12 protein-coding genes, 2 pseudogenes and 1 CRISPR repeat array are annotated in these 16637 nt (G+C 72.6%); of the genes and pseudogenes, 9 read left to right on the forward strand and 5 right to left on the reverse strand.

Annotation, left to right across the window (positions count from 1 at the left end; translation table 11 throughout):
* Positions 1-324 (reverse strand): annotated as a pseudogene (locus BU198_RS41550) (TIM barrel protein); the annotation flags it as partial.
* Positions 325-329: 5 nt separating this feature from the next.
* Positions 330-2270 carry a DUF2264 domain-containing protein gene (locus BU198_RS41555; RefSeq protein WP_188301889.1) on the reverse strand — a complete coding sequence of 647 codons (1941 nt, stop codon included), beginning with the start codon at positions 2268-2270 and terminating at the stop codon, positions 330-332.
* A 252-nt stretch (positions 2271-2522) separates the two neighbouring features.
* Here BU198_RS41555 and BU198_RS41560 point away from each other — a divergent pair, with 252 nt between their 5' ends.
* The 4 genes from BU198_RS41560 to BU198_RS41575 all read left to right on the forward strand — a co-directional run bounded on the left by BU198_RS41560 (position 2523) and on the right by BU198_RS41575 (position 6836).
* Positions 2523-3866 (forward strand): ABC transporter substrate-binding protein, encoded by a 1344-nt coding sequence (locus BU198_RS41560; RefSeq protein WP_188301890.1) that lies wholly within the window; start codon positions 2523-2525, stop codon positions 3864-3866.
* Positions 3863-4822, forward strand: a complete 960-nt coding sequence (locus BU198_RS41565) for a carbohydrate ABC transporter permease (protein ID WP_188301891.1) — start codon at positions 3863-3865, stop codon at positions 4820-4822. Before BU198_RS41560 ends, BU198_RS41565 begins: the two co-directional genes overlap by 4 nt.
* Positions 4819-5733, forward strand: a complete 915-nt coding sequence (locus BU198_RS41570; RefSeq protein ID WP_188301892.1) for a carbohydrate ABC transporter permease — start codon at positions 4819-4821, stop codon at positions 5731-5733. The genes BU198_RS41565 and BU198_RS41570 overlap by 4 nt, the downstream gene beginning before the upstream one ends.
* Positions 5734-5855: 122 nt before the next feature.
* Positions 5856-6836 carry a hydroxyacid dehydrogenase gene (locus BU198_RS41575; protein ID WP_188301900.1) on the forward strand — a complete coding sequence of 327 codons (981 nt, stop codon included), beginning with the start codon at positions 5856-5858 and terminating at the stop codon, positions 6834-6836.
* Positions 6837-7028: 192 nt separating this feature from the next.
* On the opposite strand, the gene BU198_RS41580 is transcribed toward BU198_RS41575, so the two are convergent.
* The 3 genes from BU198_RS41580 to BU198_RS41590 all read right to left on the reverse strand — a co-directional run bounded on the left by BU198_RS41580 (position 7029) and on the right by BU198_RS41590 (position 10013).
* A complete protein-coding gene (locus BU198_RS41580; RefSeq protein WP_188301893.1) occupies positions 7029-8819 on the reverse strand; it encodes a glycoside hydrolase family 35 protein in 1791 nt (596 codons plus the stop codon).
* Between the two features lie 283 nt (positions 8820-9102).
* Complete coding sequence (locus tag BU198_RS41585) at positions 9103-9591, reverse strand: SRPBCC family protein (RefSeq protein ID WP_188301894.1); 489 nt, start codon at positions 9589-9591, stop codon at positions 9103-9105.
* Entirely contained in the window at positions 9588-10013 is a 426-nt protein-coding gene (locus BU198_RS41590) for an ArsR/SmtB family transcription factor (protein WP_188301895.1), read from the reverse strand. The genes BU198_RS41585 and BU198_RS41590 overlap by 4 nt, the downstream gene beginning before the upstream one ends.
* Before the next feature lie 214 nt (positions 10014-10227).
* Here BU198_RS41590 and BU198_RS41595 point away from each other — a divergent pair, with 214 nt between their 5' ends.
* The 5 genes and pseudogenes from BU198_RS41595 to BU198_RS41615 all read left to right on the forward strand — a co-directional run.
* Positions 10228-11136: a hypothetical protein gene (locus BU198_RS41595; protein ID WP_188301896.1), complete on the forward strand. Its 909-nt coding sequence runs from the start codon at positions 10228-10230 to the stop codon at positions 11134-11136.
* A gap of 376 nt (positions 11137-11512) precedes the next feature.
* Positions 11513-11896 (forward strand): cupin domain-containing protein, encoded by a 384-nt coding sequence (locus BU198_RS41600; RefSeq protein ID WP_188301897.1) that lies wholly within the window; start codon positions 11513-11515, stop codon positions 11894-11896.
* Positions 11893-13278, forward strand: a complete 1386-nt coding sequence (locus tag BU198_RS41605) for an NAD(P)/FAD-dependent oxidoreductase (protein ID WP_188301898.1) — start codon at positions 11893-11895, stop codon at positions 13276-13278. Before BU198_RS41600 ends, BU198_RS41605 begins: the two co-directional genes overlap by 4 nt.
* Before the next feature lie 17 nt (positions 13279-13295).
* Entirely contained in the window at positions 13296-14033 is a 738-nt protein-coding gene (locus BU198_RS41610; protein ID WP_188301899.1) for an O-methyltransferase, read from the forward strand.
* Between the two features lie 55 nt (positions 14034-14088).
* A CRISPR array of direct repeats spans positions 14089-14422; the repeat unit is 29 nt; unit sequence CGGCTGACCCCCGCGGGTGCGGGGAGGAC.
* A 263-nt stretch (positions 14423-14685) separates the two neighbouring features.
* A pseudogene (locus BU198_RS41615) lies at positions 14686-16637 on the forward strand (hypothetical protein); the annotation flags it as partial.

A 16637-nucleotide genomic window follows, 5' to 3' on the forward strand; every position in this document is an offset into this window, starting at 1 on the left:
CTCCGCGCCGTGCGGGAAGACGCGCAGGTGGCGCGCCCCGAGGTCGGCGGCCAGCCGCAGGTGGTCGGTCAGGGCGGCGACCAGCCGGTCGTCGTCGCCGGGCGCGGCGACCCCGAGGTAGGAGGCGACGGCGAGCGGGGTGATCCCGTGGGCGGCGAACTCCCTTCGGGCGCTCCGCAGTTCGCCGGCCGTCATGGCGGGGTGCACGGGTTCGCCGGGCGCGCACCGCAGTTCGAGTCCCTGCCAGTGGTGCTCGGCCGCCAGCCGGAGCACCTCGGCGAGCGGGAGGCCCGGCAGGCCGAGGGTGGAGAGGGCGAGTCGCATGGTGGTCAGTCCTCCCGGTGGACGGTGACGGAGCCGGTGGCGAGCAGGGCGGTGTGCCGCCCGCCGTCCGGCCAGCGGACGTGGAGGCGGTGGCCCTCGGGCACCCGCTCGGTCCGGATCTCGACGGCCGTGAGGGGCGGGTGTGCCGTGCCCCGGGAGAGCCGCGCGGTGCTGACGAACAGCGTGGCCGTGCCGGTGGTCCGCCCGGTGACGCGGGGCACCGCGCCGACGGCGCCGAACGCGGTGCCCGAGGGCAGCGGGTCGGTGGCGGCCGTGGTGAAGCCGTCCGCGTGGCTCAGCAGCGAGACGAGCCGTCCGCCGTCGGGACCGGTGGCGGTGGCGGTGGCGAGCGGTCCGGCCACGGAGGTCCCGACGCGGTCGCCCGCCACCGCCCACCCGCTGTGCCGGACCTCGGTACCGGGTTCGGCCCCGGTGACCAGGTGGGCGTGCACCTCCTCGGCCCCGGCGGCGAGGACGAGCGAGGTCACGACGGCCCCGGGGAGCTCCGCGCCGCCCGTCCGGGGCCGGTGTTCGGAGGCGGCCCAGCCGGCGCCGGCGCCGAGCGGCCGGATCGGGCCGCGCTCGGTGAGCGCGCCGCCGACCACCAGCCCGAGGTGGTTGTCCGGCGGACCGTCCAGCACCGGCCCGGTCGCGGTGGAGTGGGCGAGGCGCGCGTAGAGCGGGTCGTCGGGCAGCACCTCGTCCGCGGGCTGGTCGTCGCTGCCGTGGTTGTGCAGCCGGACGAGGCCGTCGGCGGCGGTGGACTGGATCAGCCAGCCGGGGCGGGGGAGCGGCCGGACGGCGTCGCCGAGTTCGGCGGGCCCGGGCTCCTCGACGGCCGTCCACACCGGGTGGTCCGGCGGGAGCAGCAGTCCGAGGAAGCCCTTGCTGGCCCAGTACGGCGAGGCGGGTCCCGAGTACGGCTGCACCATCGGCGGGTACGGCCCGTGCCAGCCGGAGGTGAGCAGGCCCTCGGCGTCGAGCGCGCCGTGGTCGAGGAAGTACCGCAGGGCACCGGAGGCGAGGCGGCGGGTGGTGCCCGCGGACAGTGGGGTGTGCCCGGACAGCGCCCCGGCCCACAGCGGGGCCGCGGCAGCGAAGCGGTAGGTGAGCGAGCGGCCCTGGTGGACGGGGGCGCCGTCGGCGCCGAAGGCGTGCGCGCAGGCGTCGAGGTGGGCGGCGAGCCGGCCGCCGTACAGGTCGAGCAGCCGCCGGTCGCCGCCCAGATGGGCGTGGAGGACGGGGTAGAGGTGGAAGGCCCAGCCGTTGTAGTGGTCGAAGGCGCGCGGGCGCCCGTCGGTGTACCAGCCGTCGCCCCGGTACCAGGACTCGATCCTCGCGAGGCCGCGCTCCACGGCCTGTTCCGCGGCCGCGTCGTCGATGCCCGCCTCGGCGAGGAAGCCGCCGACGGTCAGCGGGAAGAGCCACCAGTTGTTGTCCACCGGGGCCCGGTGGAGGGCGCCGGCCAGCCAGGCGCCGGCCCGTTCGCGCACGTCGTGGTCCAGCCGGTCCCAGAGCCAGGGGCGGGTGATCCGCAGGGCCAGGGCGATCGAGGCGGCCTCGACCATGGCCTGGCCCCGGTCGGTGATCACCGGCCAGGAGGCGGGGTCGGCGTCGGTGCGGGCGCGTTCGGTGGTCGGGCGGCGGGTGCCGGCGGCGAGCCCTTCCGCGTAGGCGGGGAGCAGCCCGTGGGGGTCGTCGCCGCCGGCGCCCGCGACGCGGAAGGCGGCCAGCAGGAAGGTCCTGGCGTACCCCTCCAGCCCGTCCGAGCGGGGGCCCGACCAGCTGGGGCGGTCGCCCGGCAGCCCGATCAGCGCGTGTCCGGGGCCCGCGTGGCGGCGGACGGCGGCCAGCAGGCCGTCGGCGGCGGCCTCCCAGTGGGCCCTGGTCCAGCCGGTGACGGGGCTGAGCGTGCGGTCTTCGGGCGGTAGCTCGATCGGGGGCATGCGGGGCTCCTCGGCCGGGTCGGGGGGACCGGATCCGGGAACAACCCCAGATCGATCGTCCATCGTATTGATCAAATGATCCGCGCGGACGGGGGTGAACATCACGGAAAGGGTGCATTCCCGTAAAGAAGCCTGAACGTTGCCGGGTATGTCAGATCGAAGAGGATCATTTGATCAGAAAGTCTTGACTTCGATCGGAGCGCGGTCCCAGGATGGCCACACCCCTCGCACCCCTCCGACAGGAGACGAGCCATGCCCACCACCCCCACCCCGGTCCGCAGAGCCCCCCGTCTGGCCGCGGCCCTCGTCGCGTCCGCCCTCTGCGTGACGTCCCTCGCGGCCTGCGGCAGCGGTTCTTCGAGCGGTTCGTCGAGCGGTGGTTCCGACGACGGCAAGCCCACCACCCTCACCTTCTGGGGCTGGGCCAAGGGCACCAAGGAGGTCGTGGCCGCCTTCAACGCCTCCCACCCGGACATCCAGGTGACCTACGAGGAGATCCCCGCCGGGGTCGCCGGCGGCTACGCGAAGATCTCCAACGCGGTCAAGGCGGGCAACGCGCCCGACGTGTTCAACGTCGAGTACTCGCAGCTGCCGGACTTCGTCAGCCAGGGGGCCGTCCAGGACCTCGGCAAGTTCGTCACGGACGACGTCAAGTCCAAGTACCTGAACCAGGCCCTGGACCTGACCACCCTCGGCGGCAGCACCTGGGCCCTGCCGCTGGACGCCTCCCCGCAGGCCTTCTACTACCGCAAGGACCTCCTCGACCAGGCCGGCGTCACCGCGCCGAAGACCTGGGACGAGTTCCGCACCGCCGCCCAGAAGCTGAAGGAGGCCAAGCCGGACGCCCGGATCGCCACCTTCTTCCCCGACGACCCGACCACCTTCGAGGCCATGGCCTGGCAGGCCGACGCCCACTGGTTCAAGAGCTCGGGCGACTCCTGGAAGGTCGACGCCACCGGCGCGGAGACCAAGAAGGTCAGCGACTACTGGCAGCAGCTGATCAACGACGACCTCGTCCGGGTCATGCCGTCCTTCAGTCAGCAGTGGACGGCCTCCCTGCAGAAGGGCGAGACGGCCGGCTACCTCGGCGCCTCCTGGGGCGGCGGAGTGCTCAAGGGCACCGTCCCCGACGCCTCCGGCAAGTGGGCCGTCGCCCCCGTCCCCACCTGGGACGGCACCCCCGCCAGCGGCATGGTCGGCGGCACCACCTTCGCGGTCTCCAAGAACAGCAAGAAGGCCAAGGCCGCGGTGGAGTTCGCCACCTGGGCCACCACCACGCCCGAGGGCTTCAGCGCCCGCATCGCCTCCGGCACCTCCTCCGCCTACCCGGCCGCGCCGGCCCTGGTGCCCGTCGCCCAGGGCGCGTTCAAGACGGACTTCTACGGCGGCCAGGACGTCTACGCGATCTACGCCGACGCCGCCAAGTCCATCAAGCCCGGCTGGCAGTGGGGCCCGGCCATGGGCGCCACCAACACCTCCCTCAAGGACGCCTTCGGCAAGCTCACCCAGGGCGGCACCGTCCAGTCCTCCGTGGACGCCGCGCAGCAGGCCACCGTCGCCGAGCTGAAGAACCGCGGAATCAAGGTCGCCCAGTGACCACCGCTCCAACCGACCGCGCCGCCCGTACCGCGCCCGCCCGCCCCACCCGCGGGCGGCGCCGGTACGGACGGTACGGCGCGCCCGCCCTGCTCCTCGCGCCGTTCCTGATCCTCTTCACCGCCTGCACCCTCGTCCCGATCGGGTACGCCGTCCACCTCAGCCTCTACACGGAGCACCGCTCCGGCCTCGGCTTCGGCGGCATCGAGACGGTCTTCACCGGCCTCGGCAACTACACCCGCGCCCTCGGCGACCAGGCCTTCCGCGAGGGCTTCTGGACCACGGCCCTGTACTGCCTGCTGTACATCCCGCTGATGGTCGGCCTGTCCCTGACGTTCGCGCTGCTCCTGGACTCCACGCTGGCCCGCGCCCGGCGCTTCTTCCAGCTCGCGCTGTTCCTGCCGCACGCGGTGCCCGGCATCATCGCCGCCCTGATCTGGATGTACCTGTACACCCCCGGCATCAGCCCGGTCATCGAGGCGCTGAACTCCGTCGGGAGCAGCCCCGACCTGCTGGGCAACCCGCTGCCCGCGGTGGTCAACATCGCGCTCTGGGAGTGGGTCGGCTACAACACCGTCATCTTCTACGCCGCGCTCCAGGCCGTCCCGCGCGAGGTGCTGGAGGCCGCCGTCGTGGACGGCGCCGGCCCGCTGCGCACCGTCCTCAGCATCAAGATCCCGCTGATCCGCGCCTCGATCGTGATGGTCGGCCTGTTCACCGTGATCGGCTCCCTCCAGCTGTTCACCGAACCGATGATCCTGCACGGCGCCTCACCCGGCGTCGTCAGCACCTGGACTCCCAACATGTACGCCTACACCGCCGCCTTCGACCGCGGCGACTACGGCCTCGCCGCCGCCTCCTCGGTGCTGCTCGCCATCACCGCGGCCGTCCTGTCCTTCCTCGTCACCTGGGCGACCCGCACCCGCCCCGCCCGCCGCACGGAGGACTCGGCATGACCACCCTCGCCCCCGAACGCGACACCCGCAGGCGCCCGCGCGCGCCCAAGGCCGGCCGCGACCGCGCCCCGCGCACGCCCTGGACGCTCTCCAAGGCCGCCGTCAACGGCGCCCTCGTGCTGGCCGCCGCCTACACGCTGCTGCCGCTCGGCTGGCTGCTCACCGCCGCCGCCAAGAACACCGGCGACCTCCTGGGCGGCCACGGCCTCACGCCGTCCAACTGGCACCTCGGCGACAACCTGCACGCCCTCGCCACCACCGGCGACGGCATCTACTTCCGCTGGTACCTCAACTCGCTGCTCTACGCGGGCATCGGGGCCGTGCTCTGCGCCCTCGTCTGCGTCTGCGCCGGCTACGCCTTCCACGTGTACGAGTTCCGGGGCAAGGAGAAGCTGTTCGGGCTGGTCCTGCTCGGCGTGCTGGTGCCGACCACGGCCCTGGCCCTGCCGATGTACCTGCTCGCCTCCGAGCTCGGCCTCGCCAACACCTTCTGGGCGGTCTTCCTGCCCTCCCTGGTGAACCCCTTCGGGGTCTACCTCTCCCGGGTGTTCTGCGCCGGCTACATCCCCGGCGAGGTGCTGGAGGCCGCCCGCACGGACGGCGCGAGCGAGCTGCGCACCTTCTGGTCGATCGGGCTCAGGATGGTCATGCCCGGCTTCGTCACGGTGTTCCTGTTCCAGTTCACCGCGATCTGGAACAACTTCTTCCTGCCGCTGGTGATGCTCTCCGACAACCGGCTCTTCCCGGTCAGCCTCGGCCTCTACTCGTGGAACACCCAGACCCACGCCTTCCCCGAGTTCTACCCGCTGGTCGTCACCGGCTCGCTGCTGGCCGTCGTGCCGCTGGTCGTCGCGTTCGTCGGCCTCCAGCGCCACTGGAAGGCCGGCCTGACCGCGGGAAGCGTCAAGTGACCCACCAGACAGCAGACTCCACGACCGCGCCGGAGAACCACGTGTCCAACCCGCCGAACCCGACCGCCGCGCACGGGAGTTCACCCGCCTCGCCGCGACGGCGCCCGCGCGCCCTGCTGGCCATGACCCCGGACCTCGTCGGCCGGCTGGTCGACGACGAGACCATGGACCGGCTCACCACCCTCGCCGAGCTCGACCCCGTGTTCGTCGTCGACGACTTCACCTCCCCCGAGGCGGCCGCCGTGCTCGCCGAGACCGAGGTGATCGTCAGCAGCTGGGGCTGCCCGCCGCTCGACGAGGCCGTCCTCGCCGCCGCGCCCCGGCTGCGCGCCGTCGTCCACGCCGCCGGATCGGTCAAGCACCACGTCACCGCGGCCTGCTGGGAGCGCGGCATCCAGGTCTCCTCGGCCGCCTGGGCCAACGCCCTGCCCGTCGCCGAGTACACCGTCGCCAACGTGCTGTTCGCCAACAAGCAGGTGCTCAGGCTCAGCGCCGACTACCGCGCCCGGCGGGCCCCGCACGACTGGCAGGCCGCCTACCCCGCGGCCGGCAACTACCGGCGCACCACGGGCATCGTCGGCGCCTCCCGGATCGGCCGCCGCGTCCTCGAACTGCTCCGCCCCTTCGACCTGGAGCTGCTGCTCCACGACCCGTACGTGGACGAGGCCGAGGCCGCCGCGCTGGGCGCCCGCTCGGTGACGCTCGACGAACTGTGCGAGCGCAGCGACGTGGTGAGCGTGCACGCGCCCGAACTGCCCGGCACCCGGCACATGATCGACCGCCGCAGGCTCGCCCTGATGCGCGACGGGACGACGCTGGTGAACACCTCCCGCGGGTCGCTGATCGACCAGGACGCCCTGGTCGAGGAACTGGTCACGGGCCGCCTCGGCGCCGTTCTGGACGTCACCGTCCCGGAGGTGCTGCCCGCCGACTCGCCGCTGTACGACCTGCCCAACGTGCTGCTCACCCCGCACGTGGCCGGCTCGCTCGGCGGTGAGCTGTGGCGGATGGCGGCCGCGGCGGCGGACGAGCTGGCCCGCTACGCGGACGGCAGCCCCTTCGCCCACCCGGTGCTGCGCGGCGACCTGGACCGTACCGCCTGACCGGGGGAGAGCCCCCGTCCGGCGGTGCGCCGAGGGCCGCAGGAGTCACCCGACTCCTGCGGCCCTCGGGCGTTTCGCGGTGGAATCCCCGGTGCCGGCTTCTCGCCCCCGCTTCCGGACAGCGGTCGGCGGCCGTGCTCCCAGGAGGGGGCACGGCCGCCGGTGTGCGGGCTCCCGCGAGTTTCCCCGGGCTCAGTACTCGGAGCTGGGGGCGGCGGCGAGCGGCCCGAGGTCGGGCCGGTCGCGGAGCTCGATCTCCTCCCCGTGGCCGTCCAGTTCGAGCAGGACGAGCTCGTTGACGCCCGCCCGCCAGAGCGGAGCCGGGGCGTAGAGGGTCTGCTGCGGTCCCTGGGCGGAGTAGCGGCCGAGCAGGAAGCCGTTCAGCCAGAGGAGCCCGCGGGTCCAGCCGGGCAGGGCGACGAAGGCGTCGGCGGGCTCGGTGAGCGAGGCCTCGAAGCGGTGGAAGGCCGGGTCCGCGTCGCCCGCCGGGTCCGGGTCCTCGTAGCGCAGGTGCCCCAGGTCGGAGAGCGGCAGCGGACGGATCTCCCAGTCGAACAGCCGCTGGTGGCCGTGCGAGACGCCGCGGGTGATGCCCTTGCGGTCGTCCAGCAGGGGGCCGTAGTTCACCCGGCCGAGCGCCTCGACCAGGATGTCCAGCACGACGCCCTCGGGGCCGACCTCCAGCGGCAGGGTCTCCGCCGGGGCGTCGCGGTGCAGGACGCCGAGCGGCCGGCCGTCCGCGAACACGTGGGCGCGGTCGCCGATTCCGTCGATGCGCAGCGGCATGGACGGCCGCGGGCCGGAGATCCGGGTGCGGTAGTGGATGAGGCCGAGGGACTGGCCGACCTTCTCCATCGGCTCGGGCACCGGGCTGCGCACCGGCTCGGACAGGGCGTCGAGGTTCGCCAGGAGCCGGGCCGAGGCGGCGCGGCGCCGGACCCGCTGGGGAGCGACGCGGGGGTCGGGCTCGGGCAGCTCGCCCTCGGGCAGGGGCAGGTACTTGCCGATGACGGCGCGGAAGGCGTGGAACTTCTCGGTGAGTTCGCCGGCCTCGCCGATCGGCGCGTCGTAGTCGTAGCTGGTGACGGTCGGCTGGAACCCGGTGTCGGACGGGAGGGTGCCGGTGTGGTTGGCGCCGGCCCAGAAGCCGAAGTTGGTGCCGCCGTGGGCCATGTAGAGGTTGACGGAGCCTCCGGCGGCGAGGAGGTCGTCCAGCGCCCGGGCGGACTCGGCGGCGTCCCGTACGTGGTGCGGCTCGCCCCAGTGGTCGAACCAGCCGATCCAGAACTCCATCGCCGTCATCGGGCCCTCGGGCTGGTAGCGCCGCAGCACCTCGAAGCGCTCGGCGGGCCGGGAACCGAACGTCGCGGTGGCGAGGTGACCGGGAACGCCGCCGCCCTGCTGCATCGCGTCCTCGGCCCCGTCCGCCGTGAACAGCAGGCAGTCGACGCCGCGGGCGAGCAGGCCGTCGCGCAGGTGGCGGAGGTAGGCGGCGTCGTTGCCGTAGCTGCCGTACTCGTTCTCGATCTGCACCGCCACCACCGGGCCGCCCCGGCCGGCCAGGAGCGGCAGGATCTCGGGCACGACGGCGTCGAACCAGCCGTCCACCTCGGCCAGGTAGGCCGGGTCGGCGCAGCGCAGCCGCATCCCGTCGGTGGCGAGCAGCCGGGCGGGCAGGCCGCCGAACTCCCACTCCGCGCAGATGTAGGGGCCGGGCCGCAGGATGACGTCGAGGCCCATCTCCCCCGCGGTGCGGCAGAAGCGGGCCAGGTCGCGCCAGCCGGTGAAGTCGAAGGCGCCGGTCGGCAGTTCGTGGAAGTTCCAGGGGATGTAGGTGTCGACGGTGTTGGCACCCATCGCGCGCAGCCGGCGCAGGCGGTCCTCCCAGAGGTCGGGATGGACGCGGAAGTAGTGCAGGGCACCGGAGACGACGCGGTGCGGCACTCCGTCGCGGAGGTACCCGGTTTCGTCGTGGTCGAGCATCAGGGGCCAGCTTTCGGAGGGCTTCGGGGAGGGTGCGGCCGTCGGACGGCCAGTCCCGCCGGCCGGTGGCCTGGGGCGCGGCACGCTGCGGGAGGGGAGGCAGGGGGCCTGCCATGGTGATCGAGACTACCCAGTTCGAGGCCGCTTGGAAAGCGCTTTCCGTGAAGGGTGGCCGGTTGCGCGCGACGGGTGGTGGGGGCGGCCGGGGACGCGCCGTCAGACATGGCGAGTGCGCCCTGCCGGACCCGGTCCGGCAGGGCGCACTCGCGGCGAGCGGGGCCGGTCAGGAACCGGCGAGCAGGGCGTCCAGCTTCTGGTAGCCCTCGATGACGCCCTTCTCCATGCCGCTGGCCAGGATGGCGTCGCGGATCGTCATGCTGTCGACCACCGACAGCACGGTGACGCGGGTGCGGCCGTCCCCGGCGGGCTCGAACGTCGCGGTGTCCAGCGAGACGCCGTCCGGCATGCCCTCGTAGGTGAAGGTCTGGACGAGCCGGGTGGCCGGCCGGACCTCGTGGAAGGAACCGTAGAAGGCCGCGATCTCCTGGCCCTCGTGGTGCATCGAGTAGCGGTAGTGCCCGCCGGTGCGGCCCTCCCAGGTGTCGATCTTCGTGTCGTGGTTCTTCGGGCCGATCCAGCGGGCGACCAGCTCGGGCTCGATCCAGGCCCGGAACACCCGCTCCTGCGGTGCGTCGAACTCACGGACGATCCGGATGGTGGGCAGCTGGGGGTCTGCCTCGATGCGGGTCTCGGGGCCGTTGGTGGAAGTCATGACGGGGCTCCTTCGCTCTGCTCGGGTCGGTGGTTCTCTTCGGTCTCTTCGGTCCGCCGGGTTTCCGGGGTGAGGCCTGGGCGTCCGTCGTTGCTCTCGTCGTCGGCCATCTCGGCGAGCAGGGCGTCCAGTCGCCCGAACCGCTCCTCCGCCCGGCGCCGGTACCGTTCGATCCAGCTCGTCATCAGGTCGAACACCTGCGGCTCCAGATGGCACGGCCGCCGCTGCCCGTCCCGGCTGCGACTCACCAGCCCGGCCTCCTCCAGCACCTTCAGGTGCTTGGAGACAGCCTGCATGGACATCGCGTAGGACTCCGCCAACTCGCCGACGCTCGCATCGCGGATCGCCAGCCGGGCCACGATGTCCCGCCGGGTCGGATCGCCCAGCGCCACGAACGCCCGGGACAGCTCGTCGACAGCCACCGCACACCCCTGTTCGTTCTCAACCGATTGGTTGAGAACAACGCTACGCCGCCGGACGGCCTTATTCAACCGATCGGTTGAGAGTCTTCGTGCGGACTGCGCGGCCGGCGGTGGTGGAGGTCGCGGTGAGGCCGGCGCCTCCTTTCGCCGACTCGCCGGAGGCCGTTTGCGGGAGGATGTCGGCCACGTCCCGTCCTACGCCAGGAGTGCCCTCATGCGCCGCGCTTTCGCGACCGCCACCTGTGTGGCGGCAGCCCTGACTACCGTGGCCGCGCTGGCCGGATGTTCGTCCCCCGCCGGAGAGCAGGGCCGCAGTGCGGACGCTGAAGTGATCATGTGTACGTCGGAGGGTGTCGATCCCGCTTCGGGCGGTCGGGTGCAGTGGGGGCGGTGCGCGATCTCGGTCGACAACCCGGCCTCCTCCATACGCGCCTACACGATCGACCTCGCCTGCACCGACGGTGGGCGCCCCGCCTTCAACGCCGGCCGCATGGTCTACTACGTGCCGACCGGGCGGCACATCATCGCCGGCGCCGGCATCGCGGGCAGCCCGACCGGCCGTAGCCTGGCCTGTCACATCGGCTCCGCCACCGTCCGGGAGTTGACTCCGGAGGACGGCAGGCCGCAGCCGGACCCGTCGCCCACGGGCGCGCTGGCTGCCGCCCTCGCCGCGAAGGGGGCGGGCGGCACCCATGATTCGGCGGTCGCGGAGGCGACCGCGTCGGCCGCCGCGGCGTCGGCATCAGCATCGGCATCAGCATCGGCATCCGTGTCTGCTTCCGCGTCCGCCGCGTCCGGTGGTGCGGTTGCCCGGCAGCAAGCGCTTGCCCGCACCTACACGACCGGCGGGTACAGCGTGGTCCTGAGCCAGGCCAACCCGGTGAACACCACGACCATTGACCTCCTCCTCGACGTGACCTCGCACGACCCGAACACCGCCCTCGCCAGGCAGTTCGGAATCGTCGTCACACTCCTGAACGCGGACGGCTCCGTCAACGCGAGCGGGACGGTGTGCGGCCAACTCCTGGGCGGCGACTCCCAGCGGCTTGAGTTCACGCCGCGGGAGGGCGGAACGAACTGGACGGCGATCCGCATCTCCGGGGGGTCGGGTTCGGCCTGTTGATGGCCATGGCGCACACCGCTACGTTCGCCCCGTGACCCGCACCACGCCCTCAGGGCGGTCAACGCGTCGCGCCGCCCTCACCGTCCTTGCCGCCTGCAGTGCCGCTGGCGCAGCCGTTCGGGGTACGGGCCGGCCGCGGAGTGAGAGCGGTCCGTCGAGGCTGCGGCCGCCGATGCGAAGCGGATACGCATCTGGTGGCGCAGCACCTGACCCGCCGGTCGAGGCGGCCTGACCTTGCTCGCACCACCACGCCGAGGGCTGTCCTCGTAGGAGGAAGTCACCCTCGGTATTCAGTCGGGCGTGTAGCGACATATCGGGATTAAAGTGGTAGCAGGACCCGGGATTGATTTCCCGGCCCTGGCTGAGGAGCGCTGCGATGCGGGAACTGCCACGTGACGAGATCTCCAAGGTCCCGACCCTGAGGTCCTTTTCCGATGTCGCGGGGATCGCCAGGGAGGAGGCTTTCGACGGCAACGGCCTGTGGGCCGGATTCGTGAGGATCGAGAAGGGCTCCACGTCGGGATGGCACACGCATCCCGCGTGGGAATCGGTCGCCCACATCGTCTCGGGGTCGGTGCGGCTCGACTACGGGCCCGGCGGCGCGAAGTCGGTCGAGGCGGGTCCGGGGGACTGGCTCTACGAGCCGGCCGGGATCGTCCACCGGAAGGCGGCTCTCGAATCCGACGTTCTGGCTGTGGTCTTCCGCTACGGACACGGTCCGATCGTGCAGAACGTGGACGGGCCCGAGGAGGAAGGATGAGCATCCCGCAGTCCACGGACGTCCTCGTGATCGGTGGCGGACCGGCGGGCTCCAGCACCGCCACCCTGCTCGCCCGCGCGGGCCTGTCGGTGACCCTCCTCGAAAGGGAGTCCTTCCCCCGTTACCACATCGGGGAGTCGCTCCTGCCGTCGTGCCCGGAGTTCCTGGAACTCCTCGGAGCGAGGGGGAAGGTCGAGGACTTCGGGTTCCAGCGCAAGTACGGCGGGTTCTTCGACTGGGGCGACGAGGAGTGGCAGGTCCACTTCCGGGACATCACCACCTTCGGACACGCGGGCTACAGCTGGCAGGTGAGCCGCGCGGAGTTCGACCTCCTCATGCTGGAGCACTCGAGGAGCCAGGGAGTCGACGTGCACGAGGGGGTGTCCGTCGAGTCGGTCGCCTTCGAGGACGGCCGCGCCGTCGCCGCGCGATGGGTGGGCCCGGAGCGGTCCGGCAGGATCGCCTTCCGCCACGTCGTCGACGCCTCGGGGCGCCACGGGGTCCTGGGACGGCGGCACTTCAGGATGCGCCGGTACCACGAGGTCTTCAAGAACATCGGGGTATGGGGGTACTGGAAGGACTACGGCCCGCTCCCGGACGGCAGCCCCGAGGGCGCCACCAGCAACGTCTCGCTCCCGTACGGCTGGCTCTGGGGCATCCCCCTGCGCAACGGCACCCTCAGCGTCGGACTGGTCACCAGCACGCAGGACTTCCAACGGCTTCTGGCCGGTCACCGGTCCATGGAGGAGGTCTACCTCGCGGCCCTCCGGGAATCGGCCATGGCCGGCCGTCTGGAGGGCGCCGCGCTGGTCTCGGAGGTCCGGGCCGAGTCGGACTACTCGTACGTGGCCGACCGGTTCTGCGGGCCGGGCTGGTTCCTCGCCGGTGACGCGGCCTGCTTCCTCGACCCCCTCCTGTCCACCGGGGTCCACCTCGCGATGTTCAGCGCCCTGCTGGCGGCTTCCACGATCGCGTCCCTGTCCCGTGGAGAGGTCCCGGAAGAAGACGCCTCGGCCTTCTACCAGGCCGCCTACCGGCACGTCTACGAGCGGTTCCTGGTACTGGTCTCGGTCGTGTACGAGAGCTCCCTGGGCCGGGACACCTACTTCTTCCAGGCGCAGCGGCTCACGGCCGGGGAGGTGGACCGCCTCGACCTCCACCAGTCCTTCGTCAGCATCGTCTCGGGAGTCGAGGACCTCGACGACATCCGGACCCTGGCCTTCGGAGGAACGGATCCGATGAAGTTCGGGACACGCCACCGGCATGCCGTGTCCTCGATGGTCCACAACTGGGACGGCTTCATCCAGATGCCCCGGTCGCTCGTCGACTCGGGCCTGTCACTCCGGACCGAGCCCGGCATCGGAATCGCGAGAGAACCATGACCACAACAGACTTCCGGATGGACCTGAAATTCCACCGCCACCCCGTCATCGACCCCGGCATCGAGGAATACTCTGCGGCCTTCTCCACCGACACCAGCGAGGAGCTGAAGAACCTGGCCGCCCGGACGGCCATGACCTGCCCCGAATGGGCCGAGATGGCCTCCTCACCGGAACAGGTTTCCGTCCTCGGCTCCCTCGTCGCCTTCGGGCGGTGCCGTCGCGTGCTGGAGATCGGAACGTTCACCGGCTACTCCGCACTCGCCATGGCCGCCGCCCTCCCCCCGGACGGGGAACTGATCACCTGCGACAACTACGCGGTGGACAGCCGGGCCAGGGCCGTGGCCATGGAGGCGTTCGCCGCCAGTCCGCACGGCTCCAAGGTGATCCCCCGGACCGAAGACGCCGCGGACTGCCTGCGGGCCGTCGACGGGCCCTTCGACCTCATCTTCATCGACGCCGACAAACCGAGCTACGTCGGATACTTCGAGACCGTCATGGACCGAGAGCTGCTCGCCCCCCACGGCCTGATGCTCGTGGACAACACCCTGTGGGGCGGAACCGTCCTCCACCTCGACGAACTGCCCCGAACACCTCCGGACGACGCCAAGGACGGCCAGGAGTGGCTCGAACTGCTGATCGCCAGATGGGCCGAGCACGTCCACGCCTTCAACCTCAAGGTCGCGACGGACCCCCGCGTGGTGGCCACGATCCTCACCATCCGTGACGGCCTGACGATGATCCGCCGCCAACGGTGACCGAGAATTCTCGGCCTGCCCCGGCCTGCATCGGCATGATCAACTTGTTGATGACCGGCTGACCCCCGCGGGTGCGGGGAGGACCCGGTCTGCGCGCGGAACTCGGGTGAGGCGAACGGCTGACCCCCGCGGGTGCGGGGAGGACGGGCAGATGTGTGTGCGGACGGCCGCGAGGATCGGCTGACCCCCGCGGGTGCGGGGAGGACGCCGCCGAGGTCACCGCCACCCGCGACCTGACCGGCTGACCCCCGCGGGTGCGGGGAGGACGACCTCATCCCGGCCAGCCTCGACATGTTCTTCGGCTGACCCCCGCGGGTGCGGGGAGGACCACGACCCGCGACTGAGGAGCCCCCCGATGACCGGCTGACCCCCGCGGGTGCGGGGAGGACCTTCGCGACCTGGGGCTGCGTGGCGGCTTTGCGGTTTCTTTGCTAACCCCGCTGCGATGCAGCGCCGTTGGTCTGTTGACGTGTCAAGGTGCCGGGGACATCGTGCCATGTGCCGGCGGTGTCGCGGCGGGGGATGCCCATGGTGGGGATCCCCACCGTGGGCACCGTCCGGTAGATTCTGCGGCCAGTTGATCGGCACACGAAGCGGGTGTGCGCCACTGAGTGAGGTAGGGGGCGACGGGGTGGGGCGTGGGGACCGGCGGGTGGGGGATCTGCTGGAGTGCTGGCGGGCGGTCGAGTTGTTCGGTCCGCCGTCGATTCCGGAGGTGCCGCGCAAGCGGCGCGGCGGCCGGCCCCGGGCCTCGGACACCGTCGTCGTGGACGTCACGCCGGCCGCGGGTCAGGCGGCGGCGCTGCTGCCGTGGGCGTCCGAGCATCCGGAGACGGCCGCCGGGCGGGCGCCGCGCGGGATGGTGTGGCGGCACGAGGTGTACGGCGGGGTGTTCGATCTGGAGCGGCTGCGCCAGGCGATGATCGCGGTGCTGCCCAAGGGCACCGACCCCAACCCCGGGGTGCCGGACGAGGAACTGGTGCTGCCGGGGAAGAGCGCGATGTTCGCGCTGGTCCTGGACGAGCACGGGCGGCCGGTCGAGGACACGTCGGTGGTCTCCGCGTGCGCCTGGGCGACCGGACGGCTCTTCGATCCGGGGCCGTCGGCGCCCGGGTGGCTGGACGGCTTCGAGGAGTTGGGCGAGGCGTTCGAGGTCGCGGTGGGGCGGCTGACCGCCACGCCGGTCCCGTACGCGCCGATACCCGGCGGGCTGCCGGACCCGCTGCCCGTACCGGGGGAGGAGGCCGCCCGTGGGTGGCGGCAGCTGCTCGCGGAGATCCTGGGTGGCGCGGCCGTCGTGGCGGTCGGTGCGCTGTTCGGCGAGGTCGCAGGGGCCGCGGTGCAGGGGGCGACGGAACCGCTGGTGCGGCGCGTCGCCGCGTGGACGGCGGTCCGCCGTCCGGAGACGGAGGGTGTGGGCACCGCCGGCACGGATGCCGTGCCCGCGGGGACGGAGCCGGTCGGCGAGGAGCCGGAGGCCGACACAGGACCGCGTCCGGTCACGCTCGCGGACCTGGTCGCGCTGACCGCCCAGATCGCCCACCTCTGCGGCGTCGAGGAGCACCTCGACCCGCGGGTGATCCGGGTCCAGAGCCGGCTGGTGCACCGCCCGCGCGATCCGAAGGCGAAGCCCGCCTCCACGCAGCCGTTCCTCAACAGCCTCCTCCCGCCCGACCTCGCCCGGGTCCGCGCCGCACTCGACGGCGACGGTGACGGTAAGGGACGCGGCCTCGGCCCCGCCCTGGAGGCCTACCTGACCGACCGCCGGGCCATCTCCGTCGGCGCCCGCACCGACCTGCGCGGGGACCGCCTCACCGTGCTGGAGGGCGTCGACCCGGCGCTCGTCCCCGCCGGGCGGTGGCCCGCCAAGGCGCGGTACCCGCTCGCGCTCAGCCAGCAGTTCGCGGTCAACCGCATGCTCGCCGACCGTGCGGGAGCCCCGAGTACCACCGCGGGCGCCACCGCAACCGCCACCGCCGCCACGAGCAGCGACGCCGGCGGCCTGTTCTCCGTCAACGGTCCGCCCGGCACCGGCAAGACCACCATGCTGCGCGACCTGGTCGCCGCCCTCGTGGTCGAACGCGCCGCCGTGATGGCCGGCTACCGGCGGCCCGAGGAGGCGTTCGTCGGCCGGGCCTGGCGCGGCAAGGACCGCCAGGGCGTCCACGTCCGCTTCGTCTCCGGGCTCGACCCGCGGCTCACCGGCCGCGAGATCGTGGTGACCTCCTCCAACAACGGCGCTGTGGAGAACATCACCGCCGAACTCCCCGGCGCCGACGCCCTCGACGAGCACTGGCAGGACGGGCCGGACCACTTCTCCGACCTCGCCTCCGCCCTGCTCGGCGGCGCGCCCGCCTGGGGGCTGGTCGCCGCCGTGCTCGGCAACAAGACCAACCGGACGAGGTTCACCGAGCGCTTCTGGTGGGGCCGTCTGCCCGAGGACGAGACCGCTGCCCGCACGGATGCCGGCCTTCCGCCGCTGCGCGGGATGAACGCCGTCCTGGGCGACTGGGTCCCGCCCCGGGCGCCCAGGCCCGCCCCCGGTGCCCCGCGCGGCGGCCGTACGGACCCGGCCCCCGCCGGCGAGGCCCAGGCCCCCGCCGA

Source organism: Streptomyces sp. CBMA156 (genome assembly GCF_014596515.1).
Lineage (GTDB): Bacteria > Actinomycetota > Actinomycetes > Streptomycetales > Streptomycetaceae > Kitasatospora.